The sequence below is a fragment of the Brevundimonas faecalis genome (assembly GCF_040549405.1).
Lineage (GTDB): Bacteria > Pseudomonadota > Alphaproteobacteria > Caulobacterales > Caulobacteraceae > Brevundimonas > Brevundimonas faecalis.
In genome coordinates this window covers 191,055-215,583 of sequence record NZ_JBEPTF010000004.1, presented here as the reverse complement: position 1 = coordinate 215,583, position 24,529 = coordinate 191,055, and the positions used below count along the sequence as shown (strand labels likewise).

Sequence of the window (24,529 nt, the reverse complement as noted above, 5' to 3'; positions counted from 1 at the left end):
TCACGATAAGACGGATAACCACGACGATAACAAGGATTCAGGGGATCATGGGCGAGCAAGCCATCGAAGGCGGCGCGATCAACGCGTGGCAGGAAGCCGTCATCGACAAGCTCCCGCCGGCGGAAGCGCTGGAAGGCGTCGAGCGCGAGGTCATGGAATATGACGTCGTCATCGTCGGCGGCGGCCCGGCCGGCCTGTCCGCCGCCATCCGCCTGAAGCAGCGCGCCGAGAAGGACGGAAAAGAGATTTCCGTCGCCGTTCTGGAGAAGTCGGCCGAGATCGGCGGCCATATCCTGTCGGGCGCCGTGATCGATCCCAAGGCGCTGAACGAACTCTTCCCCGACTGGAAGGAACGCGGCGCGCCGCTGGAGACCCCGGTCAAGACCGACAAGTTCCTGGTGCTGGGTCCGCAGGGGCAGGCCTCGCTGCCCATGTTCGCCATGCCGCCCTTCATGCACAACCACGGTTGCTACATCGCCTCCCTGGGCAATGTCGCCCGCTGGCTGGGCGAGCAGGCCGAGGCCCTGGGCGTCGAAGTCTATCCCGGCATGGCCGCCAGCCACGTCGTCTGGGATGAGCCTTCGGGACGGGTGAAGGGCGTCGTCGCCGGCGTCTTCGGCATCGACCGCGAGGGCAAGCCGACTGGCGAGTTCCAGCCTGGTCTGGAACTGCACGGCAAGTATGTCTTCATCGCCGAGGGCGTGCGCGGCTCCCTGGCCAAGACCATCATGGCCCGACATGACCTGACGGCCAGCTCGGACCCGCAGAAGTTCGGCATCGGCCTGAAGGAGCTGTGGCAAATCCCGGCCGAGAAGCACCAGCCGGGCCTAGTCCAGCACACGACCGGCTGGCCCCTGGACGACAAGACCGGCGGCGGGTCGTTCCTGTATCACTTCGGCGACCGCTACGTGTCGGTCGGCTTCGTGGTTCACCTGAACTACAAGAATCCGTTCCTGTCGCCGTTCGACGAGTTCCAGCAGTTCAAGCACCATCCGGCCATCGCCGAGCATCTGGAGGGCGGCACCCGCATCTCCTACGGCGCGCGGGCCATCACCGAGGGGGGCTTCCAGTCGGTGCCCAAGCTGGCCTTCCCCGGCGGCGCCCTGATCGGCTGCTCGGCCGGCTTCGTGAACGTGCCCCGCATCAAGGGCAGCCACAACGCCATGAAGACCGGCATGCTGGCCGCCGACGCCGCCTATGAGGCCGTGATCGCGGGCCGCGAGGGCGACGTGCTGGAGGCCTATGAGGCCGCCTACAAGGCGTCGTGGGTCTATAAGGAACTGAAGGTCGTTCGGAACGCCAAGCCCATGCTGTCCAAGCTGGGCACCATGATGGGCGGGGCGGTTTCCATGTTCGACATGTGGGTCAACCACCTGACGGGCGGCTTCTCCTTCTTCGGCACGATGCGGCACACCAAGACGGACGCGGCCTCGACCGGCCTGGCCAAGGATTTCAAGCCGATCAAATATCCCAAGCCGGACGGCAAGCTGTCGTTCGACAAGCTGTCGTCGGTCTTCATCTCCAACACCAACCACGCCGAGGACCAGCCGGCTCACCTGAAGCTGCTGAACCCGTCCGTGCCGGTCGAGGTCAACCTGCCCAAGTACGGCGAACCTGCCCGGCTTTACTGCCCGGCGGGCGTCTATGAGGTGCTGTACGACGAGGACGGCCGCTCGAATCCGCGCTTCCAGATCAACGCCCAGAACTGCGTTCACTGCAAAACCTGCGACATCAAGGACCCGTCGCAGAACATCGTCTGGACCACGCCGGAAGGCGGCGGCGGCCCCAACTACCCGAACATGTAAGGGCGAGGGGTTTCAGCCCCTTGCGGGCGGCGGGGAAAGCGTGAAGGGTCCGTCCATGCGCTTCGTCTCCTGCCGCTCCGCCCTGTTCGCCGCCGCCTCCCTGGTCGCCCTGGGGGCGGCCGCGCCGTCTCTGGCTCAGGATACGCCGGATCCGGCGCCTGCGGCCCAGGAGGCGCCTGAGGCTCCGGCGGCCGACGAGCCGATGGGCCAGGACCCGGAGATCATCATCGCCGAGGCTCCGGAGGAGCCCAAGGTCGATCCCATTCCGGCGGAATGGTCCCCCGTGCCGACCGACGCCCAGGGCCATAGCGCCTTCGGACTCTATCTGGCGGCGCGCAACGCCCTGACCAGCGGCGAGGCCGAGGCCGGCGCCGCCTATCTGAACCGGGTCTACGCCCTGACGCCCGAGCAGCCGCGCGTGCGCGAACAGGCCTTCACCGCCGCCCTGCTGGCCGGCGACCTGGACGACGCCGCCCGCATCGCGCCGGTCGGAGAGGGGGCGACGGCGGTCATCGTCCAGGCCGGCCGTCTGGTCGGCGCGGTCCAGGCCTTCGCGCACGGCGACGCGCGCCGCGCCGACGCCATGCTGGCCGCCGCGCCGGTGGGCGAACCGCACCGTCGCGCGGGCCTCTATGTCCAGGGCTGGATCGCGGCGGCGGCCGGGGATTGGGACCGCGCCCTGGCGACGCCGCCTGTCGACCTCGATCCGATCAGCGTCCTGCTGATGCGGGCCAATCGCGCCCGCCTGCTGGAGCTGCGGCGTCGCTATGACGAGGCCGACGCCGAGTGGCGCGACCTGACCAGCCACGCCCTGGCCTCGCGCCTCTTCCGCCTGCCCTACGGCGAATTCCTCGAAAGGCGCGGCAAGCGGGACGAGGCACTGGCCCAGTACGATGCGGCCCTGACCGCCGGCGCCGAGGACCGTTCCACGACCGAGGCGCGGGCGCGCGTCCTGGCCAAGGGACGGCCGCCCGCGGCTCTGTCCTTGCGCCAGGGGGCCGCCCTGGCCATGCGCACGGCCGCCGACCAGATCATCGCCCAGCGCGGGCTGGAGTTCGGCGTGGTCTATCTGCGTCTGGCCCTGAACCTGGAGCCGGACGACCAGACCCGCCTCTACATCGGTCAGACCCTGCAGAAGGCGGAACTGGAAGCCGCCGCCCGCGCCATGCTGGCCACCGTGGGGCAGGGCGATCCGGAACTCTATTCCGCCTCTCGCGTGCAGCGCGCCCTCAGCTTCGAGAAGGCAGGGCAGTCGGAAGACGCCCTGGCCGAACTGCGCCGCGCCGTGGAGGCGCAGCCCGGCGATCCGGCGGCGGCCTATCTTCTGGCCGGGCAACTGGTCCAGATGAAGCGCTTCGAGGAAGGCCTGACGGTCTTGAACGGGCCCCAGTTGAACACGGCCGGCCAGGGATTCGAGGTCCACTTCCTGCGCGGCGCCGCCTATGAGGCACTCAAGCGCTATCCTGAGGCCGAGGCCGAGCTCTGGGCCGCCCTGCAGCAGCAGCCAAACAATCCGACGGTGCTGAACTACCTGGGCTATCTGTGGGTCGACAATGGTTCGCGGGTCGAGCAGGGGGCGGAGATGATCGCCCGCGCCCACGCCGCCGATCCGGACGACGGCAACATCCAGGACTCCCTGGGCTGGTCCCAGTACCGCCGGGGTCAGTTCGACGCGGCGGTCGAGAACCTGGAGCAGGCCGTGGCCAAGGAGCCGGCCAACGCCGAGATCAACGACCACCTGGGCGACGCCTATTGGGCGGTCGGTCGCCAGCGCGAGGCGGGCTTCCAGTGGAACCGCGTCCTGACCCTGGACGTGGAGGCGGACCGCAGGACCGAGGTGGAGGCCAAGCTGCGCGACCGGCTGAACCAGGCGCCGTCAGGCGATGCGGGCGGGGGCGATGGGGCGGCGGACTGACGTCGTGACCCTGCACGGACTGGCCCCGGCCAAGATCAACCTCTTCCTGCATGTCGGACCCGTGGCGGGCGACGGCTATCACCCCCTGGCTAGCCTGGTCGTCTTCGCCGACGTCGGCGATGCGGTGACGGTCGCTCCGGCCGAGCGCCTGTCGCTGGAGGTGACGGGGCTGTTCGGCGCGGCCCTGGCGGGCGAGGGCGACAATCTGATCCTGCGGGGCTTGCGCGCCCTGGGGCAGGCGGCGGAGATCGGCACGCCGCCCGTGGCGGTGACCCTGGACAAGCAGTTGCCCATCGCGGCGGGGCTGGGCGGCGGCTCGGCCGATGCGGGAACGGCCATCCGTCTGGCCGCGCGACTCCTGGCCCTCGATCTGGACGAGGCGGCGCTGGAGGCGGTCGCGGGCGTGGTCGGGGCGGACGGCCCCATGTGCCTGCGCGCCCGTTCGGCCTGGGCGACGGGCCGGGGCGACGATCTGAGCGATGAGCCGCGCCTGCCGCCGCTGCACGCCGTCCTGCTGAACCCCGGCCTGCCGTCGCCGACGGGTGCGGTCTATCGCGCCTATGACGACGCGCCCGCGGGCGGCGCCGACCGTCCCGAAGCGCCCGCCGACTGGTCGTCCGCCGCCGTGATCGACTGGCTGGCGCATCAGCGCAATGATCTGGAGGCGCCCGCCCTGCGCGTCACGCCGGGCATAGGCGAGGCGTTGTCGGCCATGAACGCCGCGCCCGGTTGTCGCCTGACGCGGATGTCGGGCTCGGGCGCGACGGTCTTCGGCCTGTTCGACAACGCGGCCGCCGCGCAAGGCGCGGCGCGCGCCCTGGCGCGGCCGGGTTGGTGGGTGCGGCCCTGCCTGTTGGGAAATCCCGTCTCCGGTTGAGTTTCCGGCGCGCCCGCCCTAGGGTCCGCGCTCAAATTTTGCGCTGCGAAAACGAGCCGCCGTGACGACCGAGCCCCTATCCTTTCAGGACCTGATCCTGACCCTGCACCACTATTGGAGCGAGCAGGGCTGCGCCATCCTGCAGCCCTATGACATCGAGGTCGGCGCCGGCACCCTGCATCCGGCGACGGTGCTGCGCGCGCTGGGCCCCAAGCCGTGGAAGGCCGCCTACGTCCAGCCTTCTCGTCGTCCCGGCGACGGCCGCTATGGCGAGAACCCCAACCGGCTGCAGCACTACTACCAGTATCAGGTCATCCTGAAGCCGAACCCGGACAACCTGCAGGAGCTCTATTTGGGCTCCCTGGCCGCCATCGGCATCGACCCCAAGCTGCACGACATTCGCTTCGTCGAGGACGACTGGGAAAACCCGACCGTCGGCGCCTGGGGCCTGGGCTGGGAGGTCTGGTGCGACGGCATGGAGGTGACGCAGTTCACGTATTTCCAGGGCGTCGGCGGCATTGAGGTCGACGTGGTCTCGGGCGAACTGACCTACGGGCTGGAGCGTCTGGCCATGTATGTCCAGGGCGTCGACAACGTCTATGACCTGAAGTTCAACAAGGCCAAGAACGGGGAAAAGGCGCTGACCTATGGCGAGGTCTTCCTGGAGAACGAGCGTCAGCAGTCCGAGGCCAACTTCCACGGCTATGATGTCGCCGCGCTGAAGCGCCGCTTCGAGGACATGGAGCGCGAAGCCGCCCACTTCCTGACCCTGAAGGGGCCGCAGGGCCAGCCGCTAGTCCTGCCCGCCTATGACCAGGTGCTGAAGGCCTCGCACCTGTTCAACCTGATGGACGCCCGCGGCGCCATCGCCGTCGCCGAACGCCAGAGCTACATCGGCCGCATCCGCGACCTGTGCAAAGCCTGCGCTCTGGCTCAGGTCGAACACGAACGCCAGTCCGCATGACGGTTGACGATCAGGCGCAGGCTCCCTTCCCCCTTGATGGGGGAAGGGCCGGGGATGGGGGTGTCCCCCCCGTCCGCCTGCGCCCTCGTCATCTGAACGGCGCCGTCGGCCGCGCTCGGCGCCTGCGGCGCGACATGACCTTCCCCGAGCGCATTCTCTGGGACGAATTGCGACGCCTGAAACTGAACATCCGTCGTCAGGCGCCGATCGGCCGCTACATCGCGGACTTCGTTCATCATGACAGCCGTCTGATCGTGGAAATCGACGGGCCGTTGCACGAAGAACTTGAAGCCGTCGCCTATGACGCCGAACGCACCGCCTGGCTGGAAAGCCAGGGCTTTCGCGTGATCCGCTTTTCCACCAAACAGGTGACAGGCGGCCTGCCGGACGTGGTCGATGCGATCCGTTCGGCCGTGCTGTCACCCCCATCCCAACCCTTCCCCCATCAAGGAGGAAGGGCCCTCTGGCGCGCCCGTGATCAATGGGTGCGGGACGAAAACTGATGCCCCAGCTTCTCCTCGAAATCTTCTCCGAAGAAATCCCCGCCCGCATGCAGCAGGGCGCCGCGCGCGACCTGGAACGCATGACTTCCGATCGTCTGAAGGCCGCCGGCTTGGCCTGGGACGGGTTGAACGTCTTCGCCGGGCCTCGCCGCCTGACCCTGGTGATCGACGGCCTGCCCGTCGCCACGCCCGACCGCAATGAAGAGCTGAAGGGGCCCAAGACCTCGGCCCCGGCCCAGGCTCTGGAAGGCTTCCTGCGCAAGACCGGCCTGACGCAAGACCAGTTGGTCGAACGCGACGGGATCTGGTTCGCCGAGATCAGCAGTCAGGGCCGCGCGACGACCGAGGTCGTGGCTGAAAGCGTTGATCAGATCATCCGCAGCTTCCCCTGGCCCAAGTCGATGCGCTGGGGCACGGGCACGCTGCGCTGGGTGCGCCCGATCAAGCGCATCATCGCCCTGTTCGACGGGGCGGTCGTTCCGTTCGAGGTGGACGGCGTCCAGTCCGGCGATGTGACCGAGGGCCATCGCTTCCTCGGCAGCGGCAAGCCGTTCGCGGTCAAGGACTTCGCCGACTATCGCGCCAAGCTGGAAAAGGACTACGTCCTGCTGGACGTGGCCGACCGCAAGCTGCGCATCCTGGAAGCCGCCAAGGCCGTCTGCGCGGCCAAGGGCCTGGCCCTGGTCGATGACGACGGTCTGCTGGACGAGGTCGCCGGCCTGGCCGAATGGCCGACGCCGATCCTGGGCGACATGGACCCGCAGTTCCTGTCCCTGCCGCCCGAAGTGGTCCGCCTGTCGATGAAGGTGCACCAGAAGTATTTCGCCGTGCGCGAGCCGGGCAAGGACGGCCTGGCCCCGCACTTCGTCGTCGTGGCCAATGTCGAGGCGACCGACGGCGGCAAGGCCCTGGCCGCCGGTAACGCCAAGGTCCTGTCTGCTCGCCTGAGCGACGCGGAGTTCTTCTGGACCGAGGACCAGAAGGTCGGCTTCGACGCCTGGAACGCCAAGCTGAAGGACGTCACCTTCCACGCCAAGCTGGGCACCCTGGCCGAGCGCGTCGACCGCATCGCCGCCCTGGCGCGCGAGATCGCCCCCCTGGTCGGCGCCGACCCGGCGCAGGCCGAGCAGGCCGCGCGCCTGTCCAAGGCCGATCTGGCTTCGGGCATGGTCAGCGAGTTCCCCGAACTGCAGGGGATCATGGGCGGCTACTACGCCCGTCTGGCGGGCTATCCCGACGCCGTGGCCGACGCCGTGCGCGACCACTACAAGCCGCAAGGTCCGGGCGACACCGTCCCGACCGCCCCGGTCACGATCGCCGTCGCCCTGGCCGAGAAACTGGACACCTTGGTCGGCTTCTTCACCATCGACGAAAAGCCCACGGGCTCGAAAGACCCCTATGCGCTGCGCCGCGCGGCGCTGGGCGTGATCCGGTTGGTGTTGGAGAATGGGGTGCGGCTGAGTCTGTCGTCTTTGGCGCAGTTTGGCTTCACCTCTATTCTTGACCAAGCTGGACGGAAGCACCTCGCGCGCTATCCGTACAATGGGTCCGAGGCATTCACCGACTTCATGCCTGGTGACGTGTATCAAGGCCGGGAGGCTGTTGTGGCCAAGGCGGCCGAAGGTGTTCTCGTGCTTGCGAATCCCGCTTCGCTAGGCGCAGGGAACGAAGACGGTCGCGGTTGGACCTATTCGCCCGTGCCGACGCCAGACGCGTTTGCGGCAGACCTCACCTCCTTCTTCGGCGATCGCCTGACCGTCCTCCTGCGCGATCAGGGCCAGCGTCACGACCTCGTGGCCGCCGTCTTCGCTCTGGGCGACGACGATCTGGTGCGGATCGTGCGTCGGGTGGAGGCGTTGGCCGCCTTCCTCGCCACGGACGACGGGGCCAACCTGCTGGCGGGCTACAAGCGGGCCTCGAACATCCTCAAGGCCGAGGAGAAGAAGGGGCCCTTGCCGGAGGGCATGGTTCAGACCGGTCTGGCGGGCCAGCCGACGGAGGAGGTCGCCCTGGCCCATGCCGCCGCTGCCGCCGCTTCCGCCGTGGACGCCGCCCTGGAGGCCGAGAACTTCGCCGCCGCCATGACGGCCCTGGCCGCTCTGCGCGCGCCGGTGGACGCCTTCTTCACCGCCGTCATGGTCAACTCCGACGTGGCCGAGGAGCGGGAGAACCGCCTGAAGCTGCTGGGCCAGGTGCGCGGCGTGATGAACCGCGTCGCCGACTTCGGCCAGATCGCGGGCTAGGCGGCTCAAGCCGCCGAAGGCCTAGGCGCCGCCTTCTCCCTCCCCTTCTGGGGAGGGTGGCTGGCGCGCAGCGCCAGACGGGTGGGGCGCTTCGGTTATTCAAGCGCCGCGCCTGTACCGCCACGCCTTCCCCACCCGGTCGCTGCGCGACCACCCTCCCCGAACGGGGAGGGAGAGGCGTCTTCGATACATCCTCCCACGGATTGTTACGCTCTCGGCCTCGCCTTCGCAGGTGCAGCGCGCTAGTGAAGTCCCCCGTAAGCGGGACTCACCAAATCCCGCCACAGACCACGGCTCAGGGACGGCAAGATGACCAAGTGGGTGTATGGTTTCGGCGGAGGCTCCGCCGACGGTGACGCGTCGATGAAGAATCTTCTCGGCGGCAAGGGCGCGAACCTGGCCGAGATGTCTTCCCTCGGCCTGCCGGTGCCGCCAGGCTTCACCATCACCACCGAGGTCTGCACCTGGTACTACGCCAACGGAGAGACCTATCCCGCCGACCTGGAGACTCAGGTCCAGGCGGCCCTGGCCCAGGTCGAGGGCGTGGTGGGCAAGACCTTCGGCGACGCCGCCAATCCCCTGCTGGTCTCGGTGCGCTCGGGCGCCCGCGCCTCCATGCCGGGCATGATGGACACGGTCCTGAACCTGGGCCTGAACGACCAGACGGTCGAGGGTCTGGCCGCCCTGTCGGGCGACCGCCGCTTCGCCTTCGATTCCTATCGCCGCTTCATCACCATGTATTCCAACGTGGTCCTGGGCATCGGCCATGATCAGTTCGAGGAAATCCTGGACGATCACAAGGACCGCCTGGGCGTCGTCATCGACACCGATCTGACGGCCGAGAACTGGGAGAAGGTGGTCGCGGACTACAAGGCCCTGGTCGAGCAGGAACTGGGCAAGCCCTTCCCGCAGGACCCGAAGGACCAGCTGTGGGGTGCGGTCGGCGCCGTCTTCGAAAGCTGGATGAACGACCGGGCGAAATTCTATCGCCGCATGCACGACATTCCCGAAAGCTGGGGCACGGCCGTCAACGTTCAGTCGATGGTCTTCGGCAATATGGGCGAGACCTCGGCGACGGGCGTGGCCTTCACCCGCAATCCCTCGACCGGCGAGAACAAGCTGTACGGCGAGTTCCTGATCAACGCCCAGGGCGAGGACGTGGTGGCGGGCATCCGCACGCCGCAGTCCCTGACCAGGGCCGGACGCGAGGAGATGGGCGAAACGGCCCTGTCGATGGAAGAGGCCATGCCGACGGTCTTCTCCCAGTTCGTGGACGTGACCGGGCGGCTGGAAGGCCACTATCGCGACATGCAGGACATCGAGTTCACGGTCGAGCAGGGCCGTCTGTGGATGCTGCAGACCCGCAACGGCAAGCGTACGGCCAAGTCGGCGTTGAAGATCGCCGTGGATCTGGCGCACGAGGGCGTCATCTCCCACGACGAAGCCGTGTCGCGGGTCGAGCCGGCCGCCCTCGACCAGTTGCTGCACCCGACCCTGGACCCGAACGCCGCCCGCACCGTGGTGGCCGCCGGCCTGCCCGCCTCGCCGGGCGCGGCGACGGGCAAGGTGGTGTTCGACGCCGACGAGGCCGAGCGCCTGGGCCAGCAGGGCGACGCCGTCATCCTGGTCCGCGAGGAAACTAGCCCCGAGGACATCCACGGCATGCACGCGGCGCGCGGCATCGTCACAGCGCGCGGCGGCATGACCAGCCACGCGGCCGTCGTGGCGCGCGGCATGGGGCGCCCCTGCGTCTCCGGCGCCGGTGAAATCTCGATCAATGAGAAGGCCGGAACCTTCATCGCGCGCGGCCGTGTCTTCAAGGCGGGCGAGGTCATCACCATCGACGGCGGCAAGGGCGAGGTCCTGGACGGCGCCGTGGCCATGATCGAGCCGGAACTGACCGGCGACTTCCAGACCCTGATGGCCTGGGCCGACGAGGTGCGCCGCCTGAAGGTCCGCGCCAACGCCGAGACGCCGCTGGACGCCCGCACCGCGCGCGGCTTCGGCGCCGAGGGCATCGGCCTGTGCCGCACCGAGCACATGTTCTTCGACGACACCCGGATCGCCGCCGTGCGCGAGATGATCCTGGCCGACGACGAGCAAGGCCGCCGCGCCGCCCTGGCCAAGATCGCCCCGTTCCAGAAGTCGGACTTCGTCGAGCTGTTCACCATCATGAGCGGCCTGCCGGTCACGGTCCGTCTGCTGGACCCGCCGCTGCACGAGTTCATCCCCCATTCGGACGCCGACATCGACGCCCTGGCCGCCGGTTCGGGCCTGGACGCCGAGAAGCTGAAGCGCCGCGCCCGCGAACTGCATGAGACCAACCCCATGCTCGGCCACCGCGGCTGCCGCCTGGGCGTGGCCTATCCGGAAATCTACGAGATGCAGGTCCGCGCCATCCTGGAGGCGGCGCTGGAGGTGAAGGCGGCGTCGGGCGTGGCCCCGATCCCGGAGATCATGCACCCGCTGGTCGCCCTGGGTCTGGAGATGAAGTACCTGCGCGACCTGACCGACCGCACGGCCGAGGCCGTGTTCGGCGAAGCGGGCGATCGCGTCGAATACCTGGTCGGCACCATGGTCGAACTGCCGCGCGCCGCCCTGCGCGCCGCCGACCTGGCCGAGCACGCCGAGTTCTTCAGCTTCGGTACCAATGACCTGACCCAGACGACCTTCGGCATCAGTCGCGACGATTCCGGCCGCTTCCTGCAGGCCTATCTGGACAAGGGCATCTTCGAGAACGACCCCTTCGTCCGTCTGGACCAGAACGGGGTGGGCGACCTGATCCGCATCGCCGAGGAGCGGGGCCGCACGGTCAAGCCTGGCATGAAGATGGGCATCTGCGGCGAGCACGGCGGCGATCCGTCCTCCATCGCCTTCTGCGAAGAGGTCGGCCTGGACTACGTCTCCTGCTCGCCCTACCGGGTGCCGATCGCCCGTCTGGCCGCCGCCCAGGCGGCGCTGTCGGCCCGCTCCGGCGTGGAGCGCGAAAAGGACCGCTAGGGCGAAATCGCTTCAGGCTAAAAGGCGGCCTGAAAGACAGGAATGAGAAGGCGATCCTGCAGGGTCGCCTTTTTCATGTCCATAACCTGACAATATTAGCAGAACGACGTGTGTGCCTTAGTTCTCACACGTCATAGGTGCTGTCGTTTTCGGTATGGAACGAGAAGATGGGTCTTACCATTTAGAGGCTGCTGGATGGGGCCGGTGAACAAAAGAAGTCACCGCATCTAGGAGTATGAAAAATGCGTAATCTTATTCTCGCCGCTGCTGCCGTCTCTGTTCTTGCGACGCCTGTGTTTGCTCAATCGAATCCTGAGCCGCGCGGCTATGGCTCGCTGGGCTATACCCACGTTGATGGCGACGCCGCTTCGACCGGCGCCGTGACGGGCCGTCTGGGCGTCAACCTGAACCGCTTCCTGGCCGTCGAGACCGAGGCTTCGGTCGGGGTCAAGAAGGACGACGTCACGATCAACGGCGTTGAAGGCAACATCAAGCAGGAGTGGGACGCCGCCGGTTACGTCGTCGGCAAGTACCCGATCGGCGACAAGCTGGAGTTGTTCGCACGCGGCGGCTACGGCCACACCGAGCTGAAGCGGAACGTCGACGGCGCCAAGGCCGACCTGGGCGGCGACAGCTGGAACTACGGCGTGGGCGCCAACTACTACCTGGACGGCGTCAACGGTCTGCGCGCCGACTGGACCCGTCGTGACTACCGCGACAACGCGGGCGAAGCCGACGCCTATTCGGTCAGCTACATCCGTCGTTTCTAAGATCGTCAGCTATTGAAACGACGAAGGCCCGCTCCGAAAGGAGCGGGCCTTTTCGTTGGCCGATTGGAAGAGGCCTGAGCGGTCAGGCCACGTCGGGCGCCAGGGCCCAGCGCAGTGAGCCTTCGCCGAAGGGGCGGATGAAGAAGTCGCGATAGCGTTCGAAGACCTCGATGATCTTGGCCTTCAGGTCCTGGGCGACGGATTCGCCGCGTTGGCGTTTCAACGCTGCGACGCAATTAATCACGATGTCCTGATGGGCCGAACCGCCCATATGCTGAAGCACCGTCGCCACATCACAGGCCAACGGATCGTCCAGTTTTTCCACCCAAGGTGACGCTGACTGAGTCATGCGGGCCACACCCCCTGTTTCACGACACGCGTAACCGATTGCAAAATTATACGAACAGTGCAAGCGCCGCTGGAAATAATGATTCCAGAAACCCTCGGTCAGCCGCGTTTTCTGACGAAGACCGTGCCCGCCGAATAGCCTGCGCCGAAGCTGCAGATCAGGCCCGTTTCGCCCGGCGCGAAGCCGTCGTGGTGCAGGTGGAAGGCGATGATCGACCCGGCCGAGGAGGTGTTGGCGTAGTCGTCCAGGATGATGACGTTCTCGCTCGGCTCCGGCTCGCGGCCCAGCACCTTCTTGCCGATCAGCTGGTTCATGTTGATGTTGGCCTGGTGCAGCCACAGGCGCTTCAGGCCTTGCGGGTCCAGGTCCAGTTCGGCGGCGTGGTCCAGGATCATCTCCGAGACCATGGGCACCACTTCCTTGAAGACCTTGCGGCCCTGCTGGACGAACATCTTGTCGGTCAGGCCGTCTGACGACACGGGCTCGTGCGCGTCGGTGGGCAGGGCGGCGCGGTTCAGGAAGCCGAAATTGTTGCGGATGTTGTTCGAGAAGCTGGTCTTCAGCTTCGTGCCGACAATGTCCCAGCCGCTCGGTCCGGCCTGATCCTCGGCCTCGATGATGACGGCGGTGGCCACGTCGCCGAAGATGAAGTGGCTGTCGCGGTCCTTGAAGTTCAGGTGGGCGGAACAGATTTCGGGGTTCACCATCAGCACGGCCTTGACCGAGCCCGAGGCCACGAAGTCCGCCGCCGTCTTGACGCCGAAGGTGGCCGAGCTGCACGCCACGTTCATGTCGAAGGCGAAGCCCTCGATCCCCAGGGCCTGCTGCACCTCGATGGCCATGGCGGGGTAGGGGCGCTGCATGTTTGACGCGGCGCAGATGACGGCGCCGATCTCGCTGACCGGCTTGCCCCAGGCCTTGATGGCGTCCTCAGCCGCCTTCACGGCCATCTCGGCCAGGATCGACAATTCGTCGTCGCCGCGCGCGGGCAGATTGGGCAGCATCCGCTCGGGGTCGAGGATGCCCGACTTGTCCATGACGTAGCGCGCCTTGATGCCCGAGGCCTTTTCGATGAAGGCCTCCGACGACGGCGTCTTGGCTTCCAGTTCTCCGGCGGCGATGGCCTCGGCGTTCTCGGTGTTCCAGCCTTCCGCCCAGGCGTTGTAGGCGGCGACCAGTTCGGCGTTCGAGATCGACTGCTCCGGCGTGAACAGACCGGTGGCGGAGATGACGGCTTTTTTCACTGTGTAGTTCCCTGACGCTCGGCGCGCGGCGCCTCGCTGCGTGAGGGAACATCAGGTTCCCGGCGCTCGACAAGTCTTATGTCGGCGCCTCGCGGCGAAGTTCGGGCGTCGGGCGAACGGACGAGTCCGTTGCGATGACGAACCCCCTCAATAGGCCGGTGGAAGGCTCCGGTCGAGGCTGGCCTTTATGCCTCTCCACCATCTGTTGATCCGGCCGCGCGGCGGGGCGGGCAGGGGGTGGTCGCGCGCGGCGATCAGGGCCTCGACCAGGTCCTCGGCCTCGCACGGCCAGCCGCCCGGCGTGACATAGACCGGATAGCCGATCAGGGCGGCGTGGATGACGCTCTGCAGGCTGGCGCGACGGGTGCGGCGCTCGAAGCTCAGCCGATCGTCTGTCAGGCCCCAGCCCGCATAGAAGGGGCGGCCGTAGACGCTGACCGGCTTGCCCCGCATCAGGGCCTCGAACCCGGTCAGGGAGGTCAGGGTCGCCAGCCGGTCGCAGGTGTTCAGGCAGTCGACGATGTCCAGGTCGTCGGCCGAGGCGTCGACCTCCTCCATCGCCGCATGGTCCAGCAGGCCGGGGCGGTTGCCCGCCGTCACGTCCGGGTGGTTGCGATAGATCAGGAAGGCGTCGGGATGATCCGCCCGTGCGGCCTTCACCAGGCCCGAGTTGGTGCGCAGGTCCGGCCCGCAGCCCATCATGATCGAGCGGTCGTTCTCGACCTGACCCACGACCAGCAGGATCGGCCTGTCCTTGGGCCAGTGCGCCGGAACGCCCGCGCCCTTCAGGTTGTATTTCGACAGGCCCGCCTCGACCACGCGAGCGCGCAGGGCTTCGGCCCGCGCCGCCTGATCCGGCGACGGCTCGCCTGCCTCGATCAGGCTTTCCAGGCGGCTGGGCCGGGTCGGGTCGTAGTAGACGCCCTGGTCGTCCAGGGCGACGGACAGGGCGCCGAAGAAGTCGGAGCCCAGGCCGCGGGAGCGGATGAAGCCGTCCTCCATGCGCACGACCGGCCCCTCGAAGGCGTCGGCGGCGGCGCGGATCTGCAGGGTCTCCTTGCCGGCCCACCAGATCAGCTTTCCGCCCGTGGCTCGCGCATGGGCGACGGCGGCGGACGAGCGCCAGAAATAGCGGACGCGGCCCTTGGGGCTGTTCAGCAGGCGGCGCACCGGCGGCCGCTTGGCCGGGGCGAAGCCGACGGCGGCCCAGTCGCCTGCCAGCCGGTCAGCCCGGTCGCGCAGTGCGATCAGCCGCTCCAGCGCCTGTTCGGCCTCGCACCGTTGGCCCGTCACCGGATCGACATAGCGGGTGTAGGCGATCAGGGCCGCCGCTGCGACCTGCTCTAGATCGCGCGCCTCGCCGCGTCGCCCGGTCACTACCGCATCCGTCGTCAGGCCCCAGCCCGAATAGAAGGGCGCGCCGAAGCAGCGCACGGGTAGGTCGCGCAACAGGGCCTCGAAACCAAGGGCCGAGGTCACGACATAGACCGCATCCACCGCCGCCAGCAGGTCGGCGGGCCGCACATCGCTGTCGATCAGGGTGACGCCGTCCAGTTCGCTGGCCGGGATGCAGCCCTGCTTGCGCCCCGCCGCCACGGCCGGGTGGCGCTTGACGATCAGCTGGGCGTCCGGCTCGTCGCGCCGGGCGGTCGCGAGCATGTCCGAGAAGCTCTGTTCGGTGGCCAGTCCATAGCCGATGGAGGCGTCGCCGAAGGTCTGGTCCACGATCAGCACGCGGCGGCCGGGTTTCAGCAGGGCGGCGTCCAGCGGTTCGCCCATATTGGTCTTGGACACGCCGGAAGCGGCGATACGCTCGATCAGGCCGCGCGCGCGGGTCTTCATGGCGTCATCGCACCAGTCGGGCGCGGTCTGGATCAGCTGCTCCAACCGACTGGGCCGGGTCGCGTCGTAATAGACGCCCAGATCGTCGATGATCAGGCTGAGGCTGGTCGCTCCGCTTTCGCCCAGGCCGACCGAGCGCAGGAAGCCGTCTTCCAGAGCGACATAGGGTTTGCCGCTCTTCTCGGCCCAGCGCCGTCCCGTCGCCGCCGTCGGCTTCATGCCCCAGCCGATGACGGCCTCGGTGCGCACGCCCGGAAGGGGCGACAGATCGTAGTCGGGCAGAAAGGTCGCCAGGAATGGGACTTTCAACACCCCCGGCGCGCAAACCCAGGCGCGGGTTTTCTCGGTCGGCGGCGAGGGTGCGGTCATTCGCCGTCTCTAAGGTCTGCGGAGTCGTCGCGCCAGCCTTTCGGGCCTGTGGAGCTTATCTGTCCCATTCTGGCACATCTCCGTAGAGGCCGGCCAGGAAGTCGATGAAGGCGCGGACGCGGTTCTCGGACCGCGCCCGGCCCGCCGTCAGGGCGAAGACGGCGATGTCCGAGGCGCCGGCGTACTGCGGCAGGACGGTCTGCAGCCGCCCGTCGCGAAGTTCGTCTCCCACGTCCCAGGTGGAGCGAAGCGCGATCCCGGCGCCGGCGAGGACCAGTTCGCGCGCCACCTCCGACGAATTGGTCCGCACCCGGCTACGGGCGCGGAAAACGACAGGGCCGTCGGGACCTTCCAGCCGCCATGCGGACTGGTTCTCGGCCGCCAACTGGGCGTGGCCCCGCAACTCCTCCAGGGTGCACGGCGCGCCGTGTTCGGCCAGATAGGCGGGGGCGGCGCACAGGACGCGCCGGTTGGGAGCCAGGCGGCGCATGGCGGGATCGCCGGCCTCATAGCTGCCGATACGCACCGCTACGTCCACGTCCTCGGCCATCAGGTCGACGAAGGCGTCGGTCAGGTTCAGTTCCAGGGTCAGCCGGGGATTGGCGTCGAGGAAGGGCTTCAGCAGGGGCGCCAGCCGTCGTCGCCCGAACGACGTCGGGGCCGAGACGCGCAGCAGGCCGCGCGCCTGGGTCGTGCGGCGCGATACTAGGGCTTCCAGGTCCTCGACACCGTCCAGAAGCTGCGCCGCCCGGTCATAGACCAGCCGCCCCGCCTCGGTCGGGGCCATCCGCCGCGAGGTCCGCTCGATCAGGCGGACGCCCAGTCGATCCTCCAGCCGCGCCAGGCGTCGCGAGGCCACGGCGGGCGACAGGTCCAGTCGCCGGGCGGCGGCCGACAGGCTGCCTTCCTCCAGGGCGCGGACGAAGATCTCATACTCGGCCAGCATGGCGGCGCCTCATCATTGCTATTTATGCAAAGATAATGACCGATCTTCGTCGTGGATAGCCGTTGTCCGTATCGCTAGGGTCGCGGTCGAAGGAGAACCCGCCATGTCCACGACCTATGTCCGCCACGGAAGCCTGAGCGTCGCCGCCGAACTGGACGCCTTCGTCCGCGAAGAGGCCGCGCCGGGAACGGGCGTGACGCCCGAGGTCTTCTGGGCGGGTGTCGAGGCCCTGCTGGCGGAGCATGCGCCGAAGAACCGCGAGTTGCTGGCGCGCCGCGACCAGTTGCAGGCGCGGCTGGACGACTGGCATCGCGCCCATCCGGGCCTGCCGGACCAGGACGCCTATCAGGCCTTCCTGCGCGACATCGGCTACATCGAGCCCGAGCGAAGCGACGCCCGCGCCGAAACGGCCGATGTCGATCCCGAGATCGCAAGCATGGCCGGGCCGCAACTGGTCGTGCCCCTGACCAACGCCCGCTATCTGCTGAACGCCGCCAATGCGCGCTGGGGCAGCCTGTACGACGCCCTCTACGGCACGGACGCCCTGGGCGAGGCGCCCAGGGGGGGCGGCTATGATCCGGAGCGCGGGGCCAAGGTCATCGTCCGCGCCCGCGCCCTGCTGGATCAGGCTGCGCGCCTGGCCGAAGGCAGTCATGCCGAGGCGGTCGGTTATCGCGTCGAGGGCGGGCGGCTGGTTGTCGCCCTGTCCGGCGGACGGACGACGGGCCTGGCCGATCCGATCGCCTTCGTCGGCCATGCGGGCGAAGCGTCGGCGCCCTCCGGCGTCCTGCTGCGTCATAACGGCCTGCACCTGGAGATCGTCGTCGACCGCGATCACCGCATCGGCCGCAATGATCCGGCGGGCGTGGCCGACGTCATGGTCGAGGCGGCCCTGTCGGTCATCGCCGACGCCGAGGACAGCGTCGCGGCCGTGGACGCGGAGGACAAGCGGCTGGTCTATTCCAACTGGCTGGGCCTGATGCGCGGCGACCTGTCGGCCGACTTCGTCAAGGACGGTCGGACGATGCAGCGGCGGATGAACGGCGACCGCGTCTATAGGGCGGCGGACGGATCGAGCCTGTCGCTCAAGGGACGCAGCCTGCTGATGGTCCGCAACGTCGGCCTGCACCTGACGACCGACGCCGTTCTGGACGGGGAGGGGCGCGAGGTTCCCGAGAGCCTGATCGACATCGCCATGATCGGCCTGATCGGCCTGCACGACCTGAAGCGCCCGGCGGATCAGCGCAACAGCCAGGCCGGCTCCATCTATGTCGTGCGGCCCAAGATGCACGGCTCGGAGGAGGTCGCCTTCGCCGACGCCGTCTTCGGCGCGGTCGAGAAGATGGTCGGCCTGCCGCCGCTGACGATCAAGATGGGCATTATGGACGAGGAGCGTCGCACCAGCGTCAACCTGGCCAACTGCATCGCGGCGGCCAAGGGGCGCGTGGCCTTCATCAACACCGGCTTCCTGGACCGCACCGGCGACGAGATCCATTCGGCGATGGAGGGCGGGCCGGTGGTCCGCAAGGAGGCGATCCGCAACACCGGCTGGATCAAGGCCTATGAGGATCGCAACGTCGACATCGGCCTGAAGGCCGGACTGGCCGGTCGGGCCCAGATCGGCAAGGGCATGTGGGCCGCGCCGGACCGCATGGGCGAGATGTTGGCGACCAAGGCGGGTCATCCGCGCGCCGGCGCCTCGACCGCCTGGGTCCCGTCGCCGACGGCGGCAAGCCTGCACGCCCTGCATTATCACGAGGTCGACGTCTGGAGCCGTCAGGCCGAGATCGCGGAGCGCGCGCCGACCGGCCTGTCGCCGCTGCTGACCCCGCCTTTCGCGACCGAGGCGCCCTCCGCCGACGAAATCCGGCAGGAGCTGGACAATAACGCCCAGGGCATCCTGGGCTATGTCGTGCGCTGGATCGACCAGGGCGTCGGCTGCTCCAAGGTGCCGGACATCCACGACATCGGCCTGATGGAGGACCGGGCCACCCTGCGCATCTCCAGCCAGCACCTTGCCAACTGGCTGCGCCACGGGGTGACGATCGAGGACGATGTCATGGAGGCGATGAAGCGCATGGCCGTGGTGGTCGATCGCCAGAACGCGGGCGATCCCGTCTATCGCCCCCTGGCGCCCGCCTATGACGGCCCCGCATGGCGCGCCGCCTGCGACCTGGTCTTCAAGGGGCGCGAGCAGCCGAACGGCTATACGGAGCATCTGCTGACCGCCTGGCGTCGTCGGGCGAAAAGCGGCGGATGAGCGACGTAAAAGCGTCGGTATCCCGAAATGAAACATTTTCTTGCCATTACCGAACGGTGCTCCTAGAAGCCCGGCGTTAACGTTTCATTTACCTCTTGCCGCCGGATCGGGGAGATTTCGCGGAAATATGTGCCAAAACGGGATGGCACAGGTCTTGGAACGCTGACCGAGGGTCCCCTTCGTCGTGAAGGGGGCGGCCGCAGAGCGCGGCTGGTGGGAGGCGAAGATGGGCTGGAGTTTCGGCGCATCCAGAATGTGGGCGCAGGGCGCGGCGGCGGCCGTGCTGGCGGGTTGTCTGGCGACAGCCGGCGCGGCCCATGCGGAAACCGTGGAAAGCACGAGCGGCTTCGACGTCATGGTGACGGGCCGGATCGTTTCGGACTGCGTGCTGACCGGCGGCGCCGATTTCGATCTGGGCGAACTGACGGGCGGCGAGGTCGTCAAGGCCAACCTCGGCCTGCGCTGCAACCTGCCCTTCGACCTGACCTTTGAATCCCAGCGCGGCGGTCTGGCCCATATCGCCAAGCCGCGCGGCGAGGGGCCGTTCGCCGGCCTGCTGCCCTACACGCTGCGCGTGGTCGTTCCCACCCTGGCGCCCCAGGCGGGAACCATGAGCGCGAGCTATTCGAGCGCCGACCTCATCGCTCGCCGGACCCTGTCCAGCGGCGAGGCCGTGGCGGCGGGCGGCGGCGAGATCGAGTTCCGCATGCAGCAACCCCAGGGCGCGGGCCTCCTGGCTGGAGAGTATTCCGAAACATTGAATGTGACGCTTCAGCCAAGAGTATAGATTTCACAACCACAAAATCTGCAAAGCCCGCTATCCGATGAAAATCGGGTTGCGGGCTTTTAATTTAATTTGAATAAATCGTGTCTGAATTTACCACGAAAAGAATGATTTTATTGAGAAAACATCGATTTTACGCATTGACTTGTTTTTTTACATTTCGTTTACTCCTCACCAGATCGAGGGGGTTACTTCATCTCGGTCGATCGAATTGATCTGAACCTCGCTTGGAGAAACACTATGAAAAAGATCGCTACCCTTCTGGCCGGCGTCGCCGCCGTCGCCCTGACCGCCTCGGCCGCCTCGGCCGACACCATCAACCGCGGCCAATTCGGCGGTAACGGCGCGCTAGCCGTTAACGTCCAGGGCGGCACCTTCCTTGGTGACATCGCTGCCCTTGCGAACCGCATCAATGCCCAGAGCGGCGCCTCGCCGATCTCGGCCTGGCACGCCTTCGGCGGCTCGCAGGGCAACAACGGCACCGCCGCCAACCAGGACGGCGCCACCTTCACCCTGAAGGGTGCGGTGACGACGGACTGCGCCTACTACTCGGGCAGCAGCACCTCGCAGACGATCGACTTCGGCACGATCGGCATCTACGCCTCGGACAACACCGGTCCGGCCGCCGCCTTCGACATGACCGCTCCGGCCAACGTCACGATCGACAGCAACCTGGCGGGCTGCAACACCTCCAACACCGTGACCCTGTCCAAGTCGGACATCCGGGGCCTGGTGAACAACAGCTCGGCCGGCTACGACAACAACGTCTTCCAGGCCAACCTGCCCTTCTCGGTGACCGCCAACTACACGGCCGGCGCTGTGGGTGTGGCCGGCGCCGCTTCGCCGACCTCGCTGGTTCTGGCCTCCGGCTCCAACAGCGTCAGCGCTCAGCACGGCGCCTGGAAGTCGGCCATGGCTCTGAACGTCAACATCCCGGTTCCTTCGAAGTCGCTGCTGGCCGGCAACTATGAAGGCGACCTGACCGTCAACATCGCCGCCTTCTAATCGCGACAAGACGACGACGGATGACGCGCGGCGCGGCCCAGGCTGCGTCGCGCGTTTTCTTTTCAGTGATCATTGGTCTTTACAGTTGGCAAGACTTTTCGCGCTTGGCGCGAAGTTTGCGATCCGTTGGATGAACGCCCTAGGGCGAGCAGAAAAGGGACACCGTCCGGCGGGACGGGCTGGAAGGGGAAGCGTGCAGCGATGATGCGACGGAAAAAGCACTTTTCGTGGGGCGCGCGGATCGCCTCTGGCGGGATCGCCATGCTGGTGGGCCTGCTGTGCATGACGGCGGCCTGGGCCATGCGCGTGTCGCCCATGGTGTCTGAACTGACCACGTCCGGCGCCGGCTCGGCGGCGCGGATCGAGGTAGGCAACGTCGGCTCGGCGGCCTTGCCGTTCGAGACGCGCATCACCCGCATGGACGTCGACGCCGACGGCAAGATCGTCGAGACGCCGGCCGACGACGACTTCCTGGTCTTCCCCCCGCAGGGTCTGGTGCCGGTCAACGGACGCCAGGTGGTCCGCGTCCAGTGGATCGGCGATCCGAGCATCGACGTGTCGCGCGCCTACTACCTGTGGGTGCGGCAACTGCCTGTGGCGACCGACGCCAAGGCCGCTGAGGGCGGAGGCGCGGTTTCCGTCCAGGTCCTCTATACGATGAAGGCCCTGATCGTGGTGGCGCCTCCCGGCGCGGAGCCCAAGGTGGAGGTGGTCTCGGTGACGCCCGCCATGGTGACGCCGCCGGCGCCGGAAATCGATCCTTCCCTGACGGGCGGCCAGGCCGCGCCGCCGCCACCGGCGGAGCCGGGCGTCGAGATCGTCGTCGCCAACAGCGGTAAGCGGTATGCGCTGATGAGCGGCGCCACCTGGGTGCTCGAAGGCACTGACAAATCGGGCCAGCCCTTCCGCCGCGAATACAACAGCGACGAAGTCTCGAAGACCGTGGGCGTGGGCTATCTGGCGCCCGGCGGCGCGCGACGCACCTTCAAGGTGCCGACGGGGGTCGAGCTGGACCCCGCCAAGCCGGTGAGCCTGCGGTTCGCACGATGAACGGCGAGGGGGAGGGGAAGATGCGAACGGCGGTATCGCGCATCGCACTGATCGCGGCGCTGGTGTCGGCCTCGGCCGGCGCCGTGCGCGCCCAGGATGCAGGCCAGGAACCTCAGGCGGCTGAAGCTCCCGCAGCACCCGCTGCGGCTCCGCAGACGGCTTCGGCCGATCAGACCGCGCCGACTGCGCCGCCGCGCCCGAACATCAATCCCTATGATCGCGACATCGCCATGACGGTGCCGTTGAACTTCAACCGGCGCGTGCTGGGCGAAATGCCCGTCGTCCTGACCAGGGACGATCGTTTCATCGTCGACAGCGAGGGCTTCAAGCGTCTGATCGACCCGCTTCTGACGCCGGAGGCGAAGGCGGAACTGGCGGCGCGGCTGGCGGGAATCTCCTCCTTCGCGCCCGAGGAGATCAACGAGACCGGCATCCGGCTGGAGTATGACCCCGATCAGCTGGCGGTTCTGGTCCTGCGGATCGATCCGACCAAGCGGTCGATGGAATCCCTGTTCCGCGGCGGCAGACCCGACGAGCCGGGCAGCGCGCCCGAGAACTTCTCGGCCTATCTGAACAGCAACCTGCTGGTGCAGCGCCGTCAGTCGGACGGGGACGTCAACACGCCCAGCGTCTATTTGAACGGCGCGGTCCGGTACAAGAACCTGGTGTTCGAGGCCGACGTTCAGGGCCGTGAAGACCTGTTCTCCGGCGACTACGAAGTCGATCGTCGCTACGCCCGCTTCGTCTATGACCAGCCGGAGGAATTCCGTCGCTGGTATCTGGGCGATATGGACCCCGAGACCCGGGGACGGCAAGGCTATGTGCAGATGGGCGGCGTCGGCGTGGCGCGGCAACGTCAGCGGTTCGAGGCCTTCCGCAACAATGTCCTGGCCGGCGGGCGACAACTGGTTCTGCAGGAGGCCTCGACCGTCCGCGTCCTGCGCAACGGCGTCTTCGTGCGGGAATTCCGGCTTGATCCCGGCCAGTACGACCTGTCCAACCTGCCGCTGGAAACCGGTTCCAACGACATCCAGCTGGAGATCCAGAACGAGTCAGGCCTGCGCGAGACCGTCGCCTACAGCGCCTATCTGGACGCCATCGATCTGGAGCCCGGCGACTACGAGTACGGCGCCTATCTGGGCGTGACCAACACCGGTCTGTTCGGCTCGCCGGACTATAGCGACGGCGAACTGGCCTTCACAGGCTATTGGCGCAAGGCTTTCGAGAACCGTCCGGCCATAGGCATCGGCGTCCAGGCGTCGGAGCAGGTCCAGAACCTGACCGGCCAGACCCAGTTCATCCTGCGCAACGGCGCTCGCGCCCGCATCGACGTATCCGCCAGCAACAGCGATCGCGGCGCGGGTTACGCCTACGCCCTGAGCTATGACCATGCGGTCGATCGCGGCGACACCTTCGACAGTTGGACCGTGGTGGCGGATTTCACGTCCGAGGATTACGCCAGCCTGGGCAACGCCACGGCGCAGAATCCGATTTCCTGGATCTTCACCGGCGCCTATTCGCACCGGTTCTCGGCCGATTGGCTGGCCAACCTCACGGCCTCCTATCGGATGAGCCGCAGCGCCTTCATGGATGATTCCTACAGCGTCGGCGCGACGACCACCTATCGCATCACGCCGCAGTGGGGCGTGCAGTTCGGCGCGGAATATACGGACTACGGGTCGACCTTCGGCATCAACCGCGACGGCTTCGGCTTCACCTTCGCCCTGATCTGGTCGCCGCGCTACGACCGTCGCGGCGAGGCGCGCTACAGTTCCGCCCGCAACAACGGCAGCGTCCGCTTCCAGCAGTCGACCGAGAACCGCGTCGGATCCTGGGGCTATTCGGTCCAGTCCAACTACGACGACGGGCCTGGCTCTGTGTCTGGACAGCTGGACTATGTGGGCAACCGCTTCGACGCCAGCCTGTCGCACTACGCCTTCGGTCAGGATTTCAGCAGCATCGGGGACGAGCAGGTCACCACCCTGCGCCTGGGCAGCTCCATCGCCACGGCGGGCGGCAAGGTGGCGGTCGGACGCAACATCTACGACAGCTTCGCCATCGTCTATCCTCACCGGACCCTGAACGATCACCGGGTGATCGTCGGCGAGTCCTTCGAGCGTGGGGAATATGTGTCGCGCAGCGGCGCCTTGGGGCCGGCGGTGTCCAATACTCTGACCTCCTATGTGAACCAGTCGGTGCGCTACGACGTGCTGGACGCGCCGCTGGGGTACGACATCGGCGAAGGCATCCTGCGGGTGCGCCCGGCCTACAAGAGCGGCTACGCCATCCAGGTGGGCAGCGACGCCTTCATCTCGGCCCTGGGCCGGATCGTCGGCAACGGCGGCCGCCCGGCCGCCCTGCTGTCCGGTCGCGTCCGTCCGGCGGACGAGCCGAACGCCGAACCCGAACTGTTCTTCACCAACTCCGTGGGCCGTTTCGCGGTCCAGAAGTTGAAGCCCGGCAAGACCTATCGCGTCGAACTGTTCACCAGCCCGTCTGCAGGCTTTGAGTTCACGGTTCCGGCCGACAACGAGGGCCTGCTGGACATGAAGACTGTGACCCTGCCGATCGACGTGCCTGAAGAATGACTGGAAGGAAGACGA

At 67.5% G+C, this 24,529-nt stretch carries 17 protein-coding genes; 13 read left to right on the top strand and 4 right to left on the bottom strand.

The window, feature by feature from the left end; translation table 11 throughout:
• The first annotated feature begins 152 nt into the window (after positions 1-152).
• From ABIE19_RS14305 to ABIE19_RS14270, 8 genes are all read left to right on the top strand, one after another.
• Positions 153-1,805, top strand: coding sequence for an electron transfer flavoprotein-ubiquinone oxidoreductase (locus ABIE19_RS14305; RefSeq protein ID WP_354090094.1), 1,653 nt, complete (start codon positions 153-155; stop codon positions 1,803-1,805).
• Positions 1,806-1,860: 55 nt separating this feature from the next.
• The gene (locus ABIE19_RS14300; protein WP_354089887.1) at positions 1,861-3,720 is read left to right on the top strand and encodes a tetratricopeptide repeat protein; all 1,860 of its coding nucleotides are present in this window, start codon (positions 1,861-1,863) and stop codon (positions 3,718-3,720) included.
• A 4-nt stretch (positions 3,721-3,724) separates the two neighbouring features.
• Complete coding sequence (locus ABIE19_RS14295) at positions 3,725-4,597, top strand: 4-(cytidine 5'-diphospho)-2-C-methyl-D-erythritol kinase (protein WP_435521154.1); 873 nt, start codon at positions 3,725-3,727, stop codon at positions 4,595-4,597.
• A 61-nt stretch (positions 4,598-4,658) separates the two neighbouring features.
• Positions 4,659-5,561, top strand: coding sequence for a glycine--tRNA ligase subunit alpha (locus tag ABIE19_RS14290; RefSeq protein WP_354089885.1), 903 nt, complete (start codon positions 4,659-4,661; stop codon positions 5,559-5,561).
• Positions 5,558-6,064 carry an endonuclease domain-containing protein gene (locus ABIE19_RS14285; RefSeq protein WP_354089883.1) on the top strand — a complete coding sequence of 169 codons (507 nt, stop codon included), beginning with the start codon at positions 5,558-5,560 and terminating at the stop codon, positions 6,062-6,064. The genes ABIE19_RS14290 and ABIE19_RS14285 overlap by 4 nt, the downstream gene beginning before the upstream one ends.
• Positions 6,064-8,307 (top strand): glycine--tRNA ligase subunit beta, encoded by a 2,244-nt coding sequence (glyS, locus tag ABIE19_RS14280; protein ID WP_354089881.1) that lies wholly within the window; start codon positions 6,064-6,066, stop codon positions 8,305-8,307. The genes ABIE19_RS14285 and glyS overlap by 1 nt, the downstream gene beginning before the upstream one ends.
• Before the next feature lie 309 nt (positions 8,308-8,616).
• On the top strand, positions 8,617-11,307 hold the full coding sequence (gene ppdK, locus ABIE19_RS14275; protein WP_354089880.1) for a pyruvate, phosphate dikinase: 2,691 nt from the start codon (positions 8,617-8,619) through the stop codon (positions 11,305-11,307).
• Between the two features lie 242 nt (positions 11,308-11,549).
• Positions 11,550-12,077: a porin family protein gene (locus ABIE19_RS14270; protein WP_354089879.1), complete on the top strand. Its 528-nt coding sequence runs from the start codon at positions 11,550-11,552 to the stop codon at positions 12,075-12,077.
• 82 nt (positions 12,078-12,159) lie between these two features.
• Here the strand turns inward: ABIE19_RS14270 and ABIE19_RS14265 are convergent, their stop codons facing one another.
• The 4 genes from ABIE19_RS14265 to ABIE19_RS14250 all read right to left on the bottom strand — a co-directional run bounded on the left by ABIE19_RS14265 (position 12,160) and on the right by ABIE19_RS14250 (position 16,827).
• On the bottom strand, positions 12,160-12,426 hold the full coding sequence (locus ABIE19_RS14265; protein ID WP_354089878.1) for a hypothetical protein: 267 nt from the start codon (positions 12,424-12,426) through the stop codon (positions 12,160-12,162).
• 98 nt (positions 12,427-12,524) lie between these two features.
• The gene (locus tag ABIE19_RS14260; RefSeq protein WP_354089877.1) at positions 12,525-13,670 is read right to left on the bottom strand and encodes a beta-ketoacyl-ACP synthase III; all 1,146 of its coding nucleotides are present in this window, start codon (positions 13,668-13,670) and stop codon (positions 12,525-12,527) included.
• Between the two features lie 147 nt (positions 13,671-13,817).
• Positions 13,818-15,881, bottom strand: coding sequence for a capsule polysaccharide biogenesis protein (locus ABIE19_RS14255; RefSeq protein WP_354089876.1), 2,064 nt, complete (start codon positions 15,879-15,881; stop codon positions 13,818-13,820).
• A gap of 55 nt (positions 15,882-15,936) precedes the next feature.
• A complete protein-coding gene (locus tag ABIE19_RS14250) occupies positions 15,937-16,827 on the bottom strand; it encodes a LysR family transcriptional regulator (protein WP_354089875.1) in 891 nt (296 codons plus the stop codon).
• A 103-nt stretch (positions 16,828-16,930) separates the two neighbouring features.
• Between ABIE19_RS14250 and ABIE19_RS14245 the strand changes: the two genes are divergently transcribed.
• From ABIE19_RS14245 to ABIE19_RS14225, 5 genes are all read left to right on the top strand, one after another.
• Entirely contained in the window at positions 16,931-19,087 is a 2,157-nt protein-coding gene (locus ABIE19_RS14245) for a malate synthase G (protein ID WP_354089874.1), read from the top strand.
• Positions 19,088-19,313: 226 nt separating this feature from the next.
• Positions 19,314-19,874: a hypothetical protein gene (locus ABIE19_RS14240; RefSeq protein WP_354089873.1), complete on the top strand. Its 561-nt coding sequence runs from the start codon at positions 19,314-19,316 to the stop codon at positions 19,872-19,874.
• 237 nt (positions 19,875-20,111) lie between these two features.
• Positions 20,112-20,876, top strand: coding sequence for a hypothetical protein (locus ABIE19_RS14235; protein WP_354089872.1), 765 nt, complete (start codon positions 20,112-20,114; stop codon positions 20,874-20,876).
• Positions 20,877-21,077: 201 nt separating this feature from the next.
• Positions 21,078-21,926, top strand: coding sequence for a fimbrial biogenesis chaperone (locus ABIE19_RS14230; RefSeq protein WP_354089871.1), 849 nt, complete (start codon positions 21,078-21,080; stop codon positions 21,924-21,926).
• A 20-nt stretch (positions 21,927-21,946) separates the two neighbouring features.
• Positions 21,947-24,514, top strand: coding sequence for a fimbria/pilus outer membrane usher protein (locus ABIE19_RS14225; protein ID WP_354089870.1), 2,568 nt, complete (start codon positions 21,947-21,949; stop codon positions 24,512-24,514).
• The last annotated feature ends 15 nt before the right edge of the window (positions 24,515-24,529 follow it).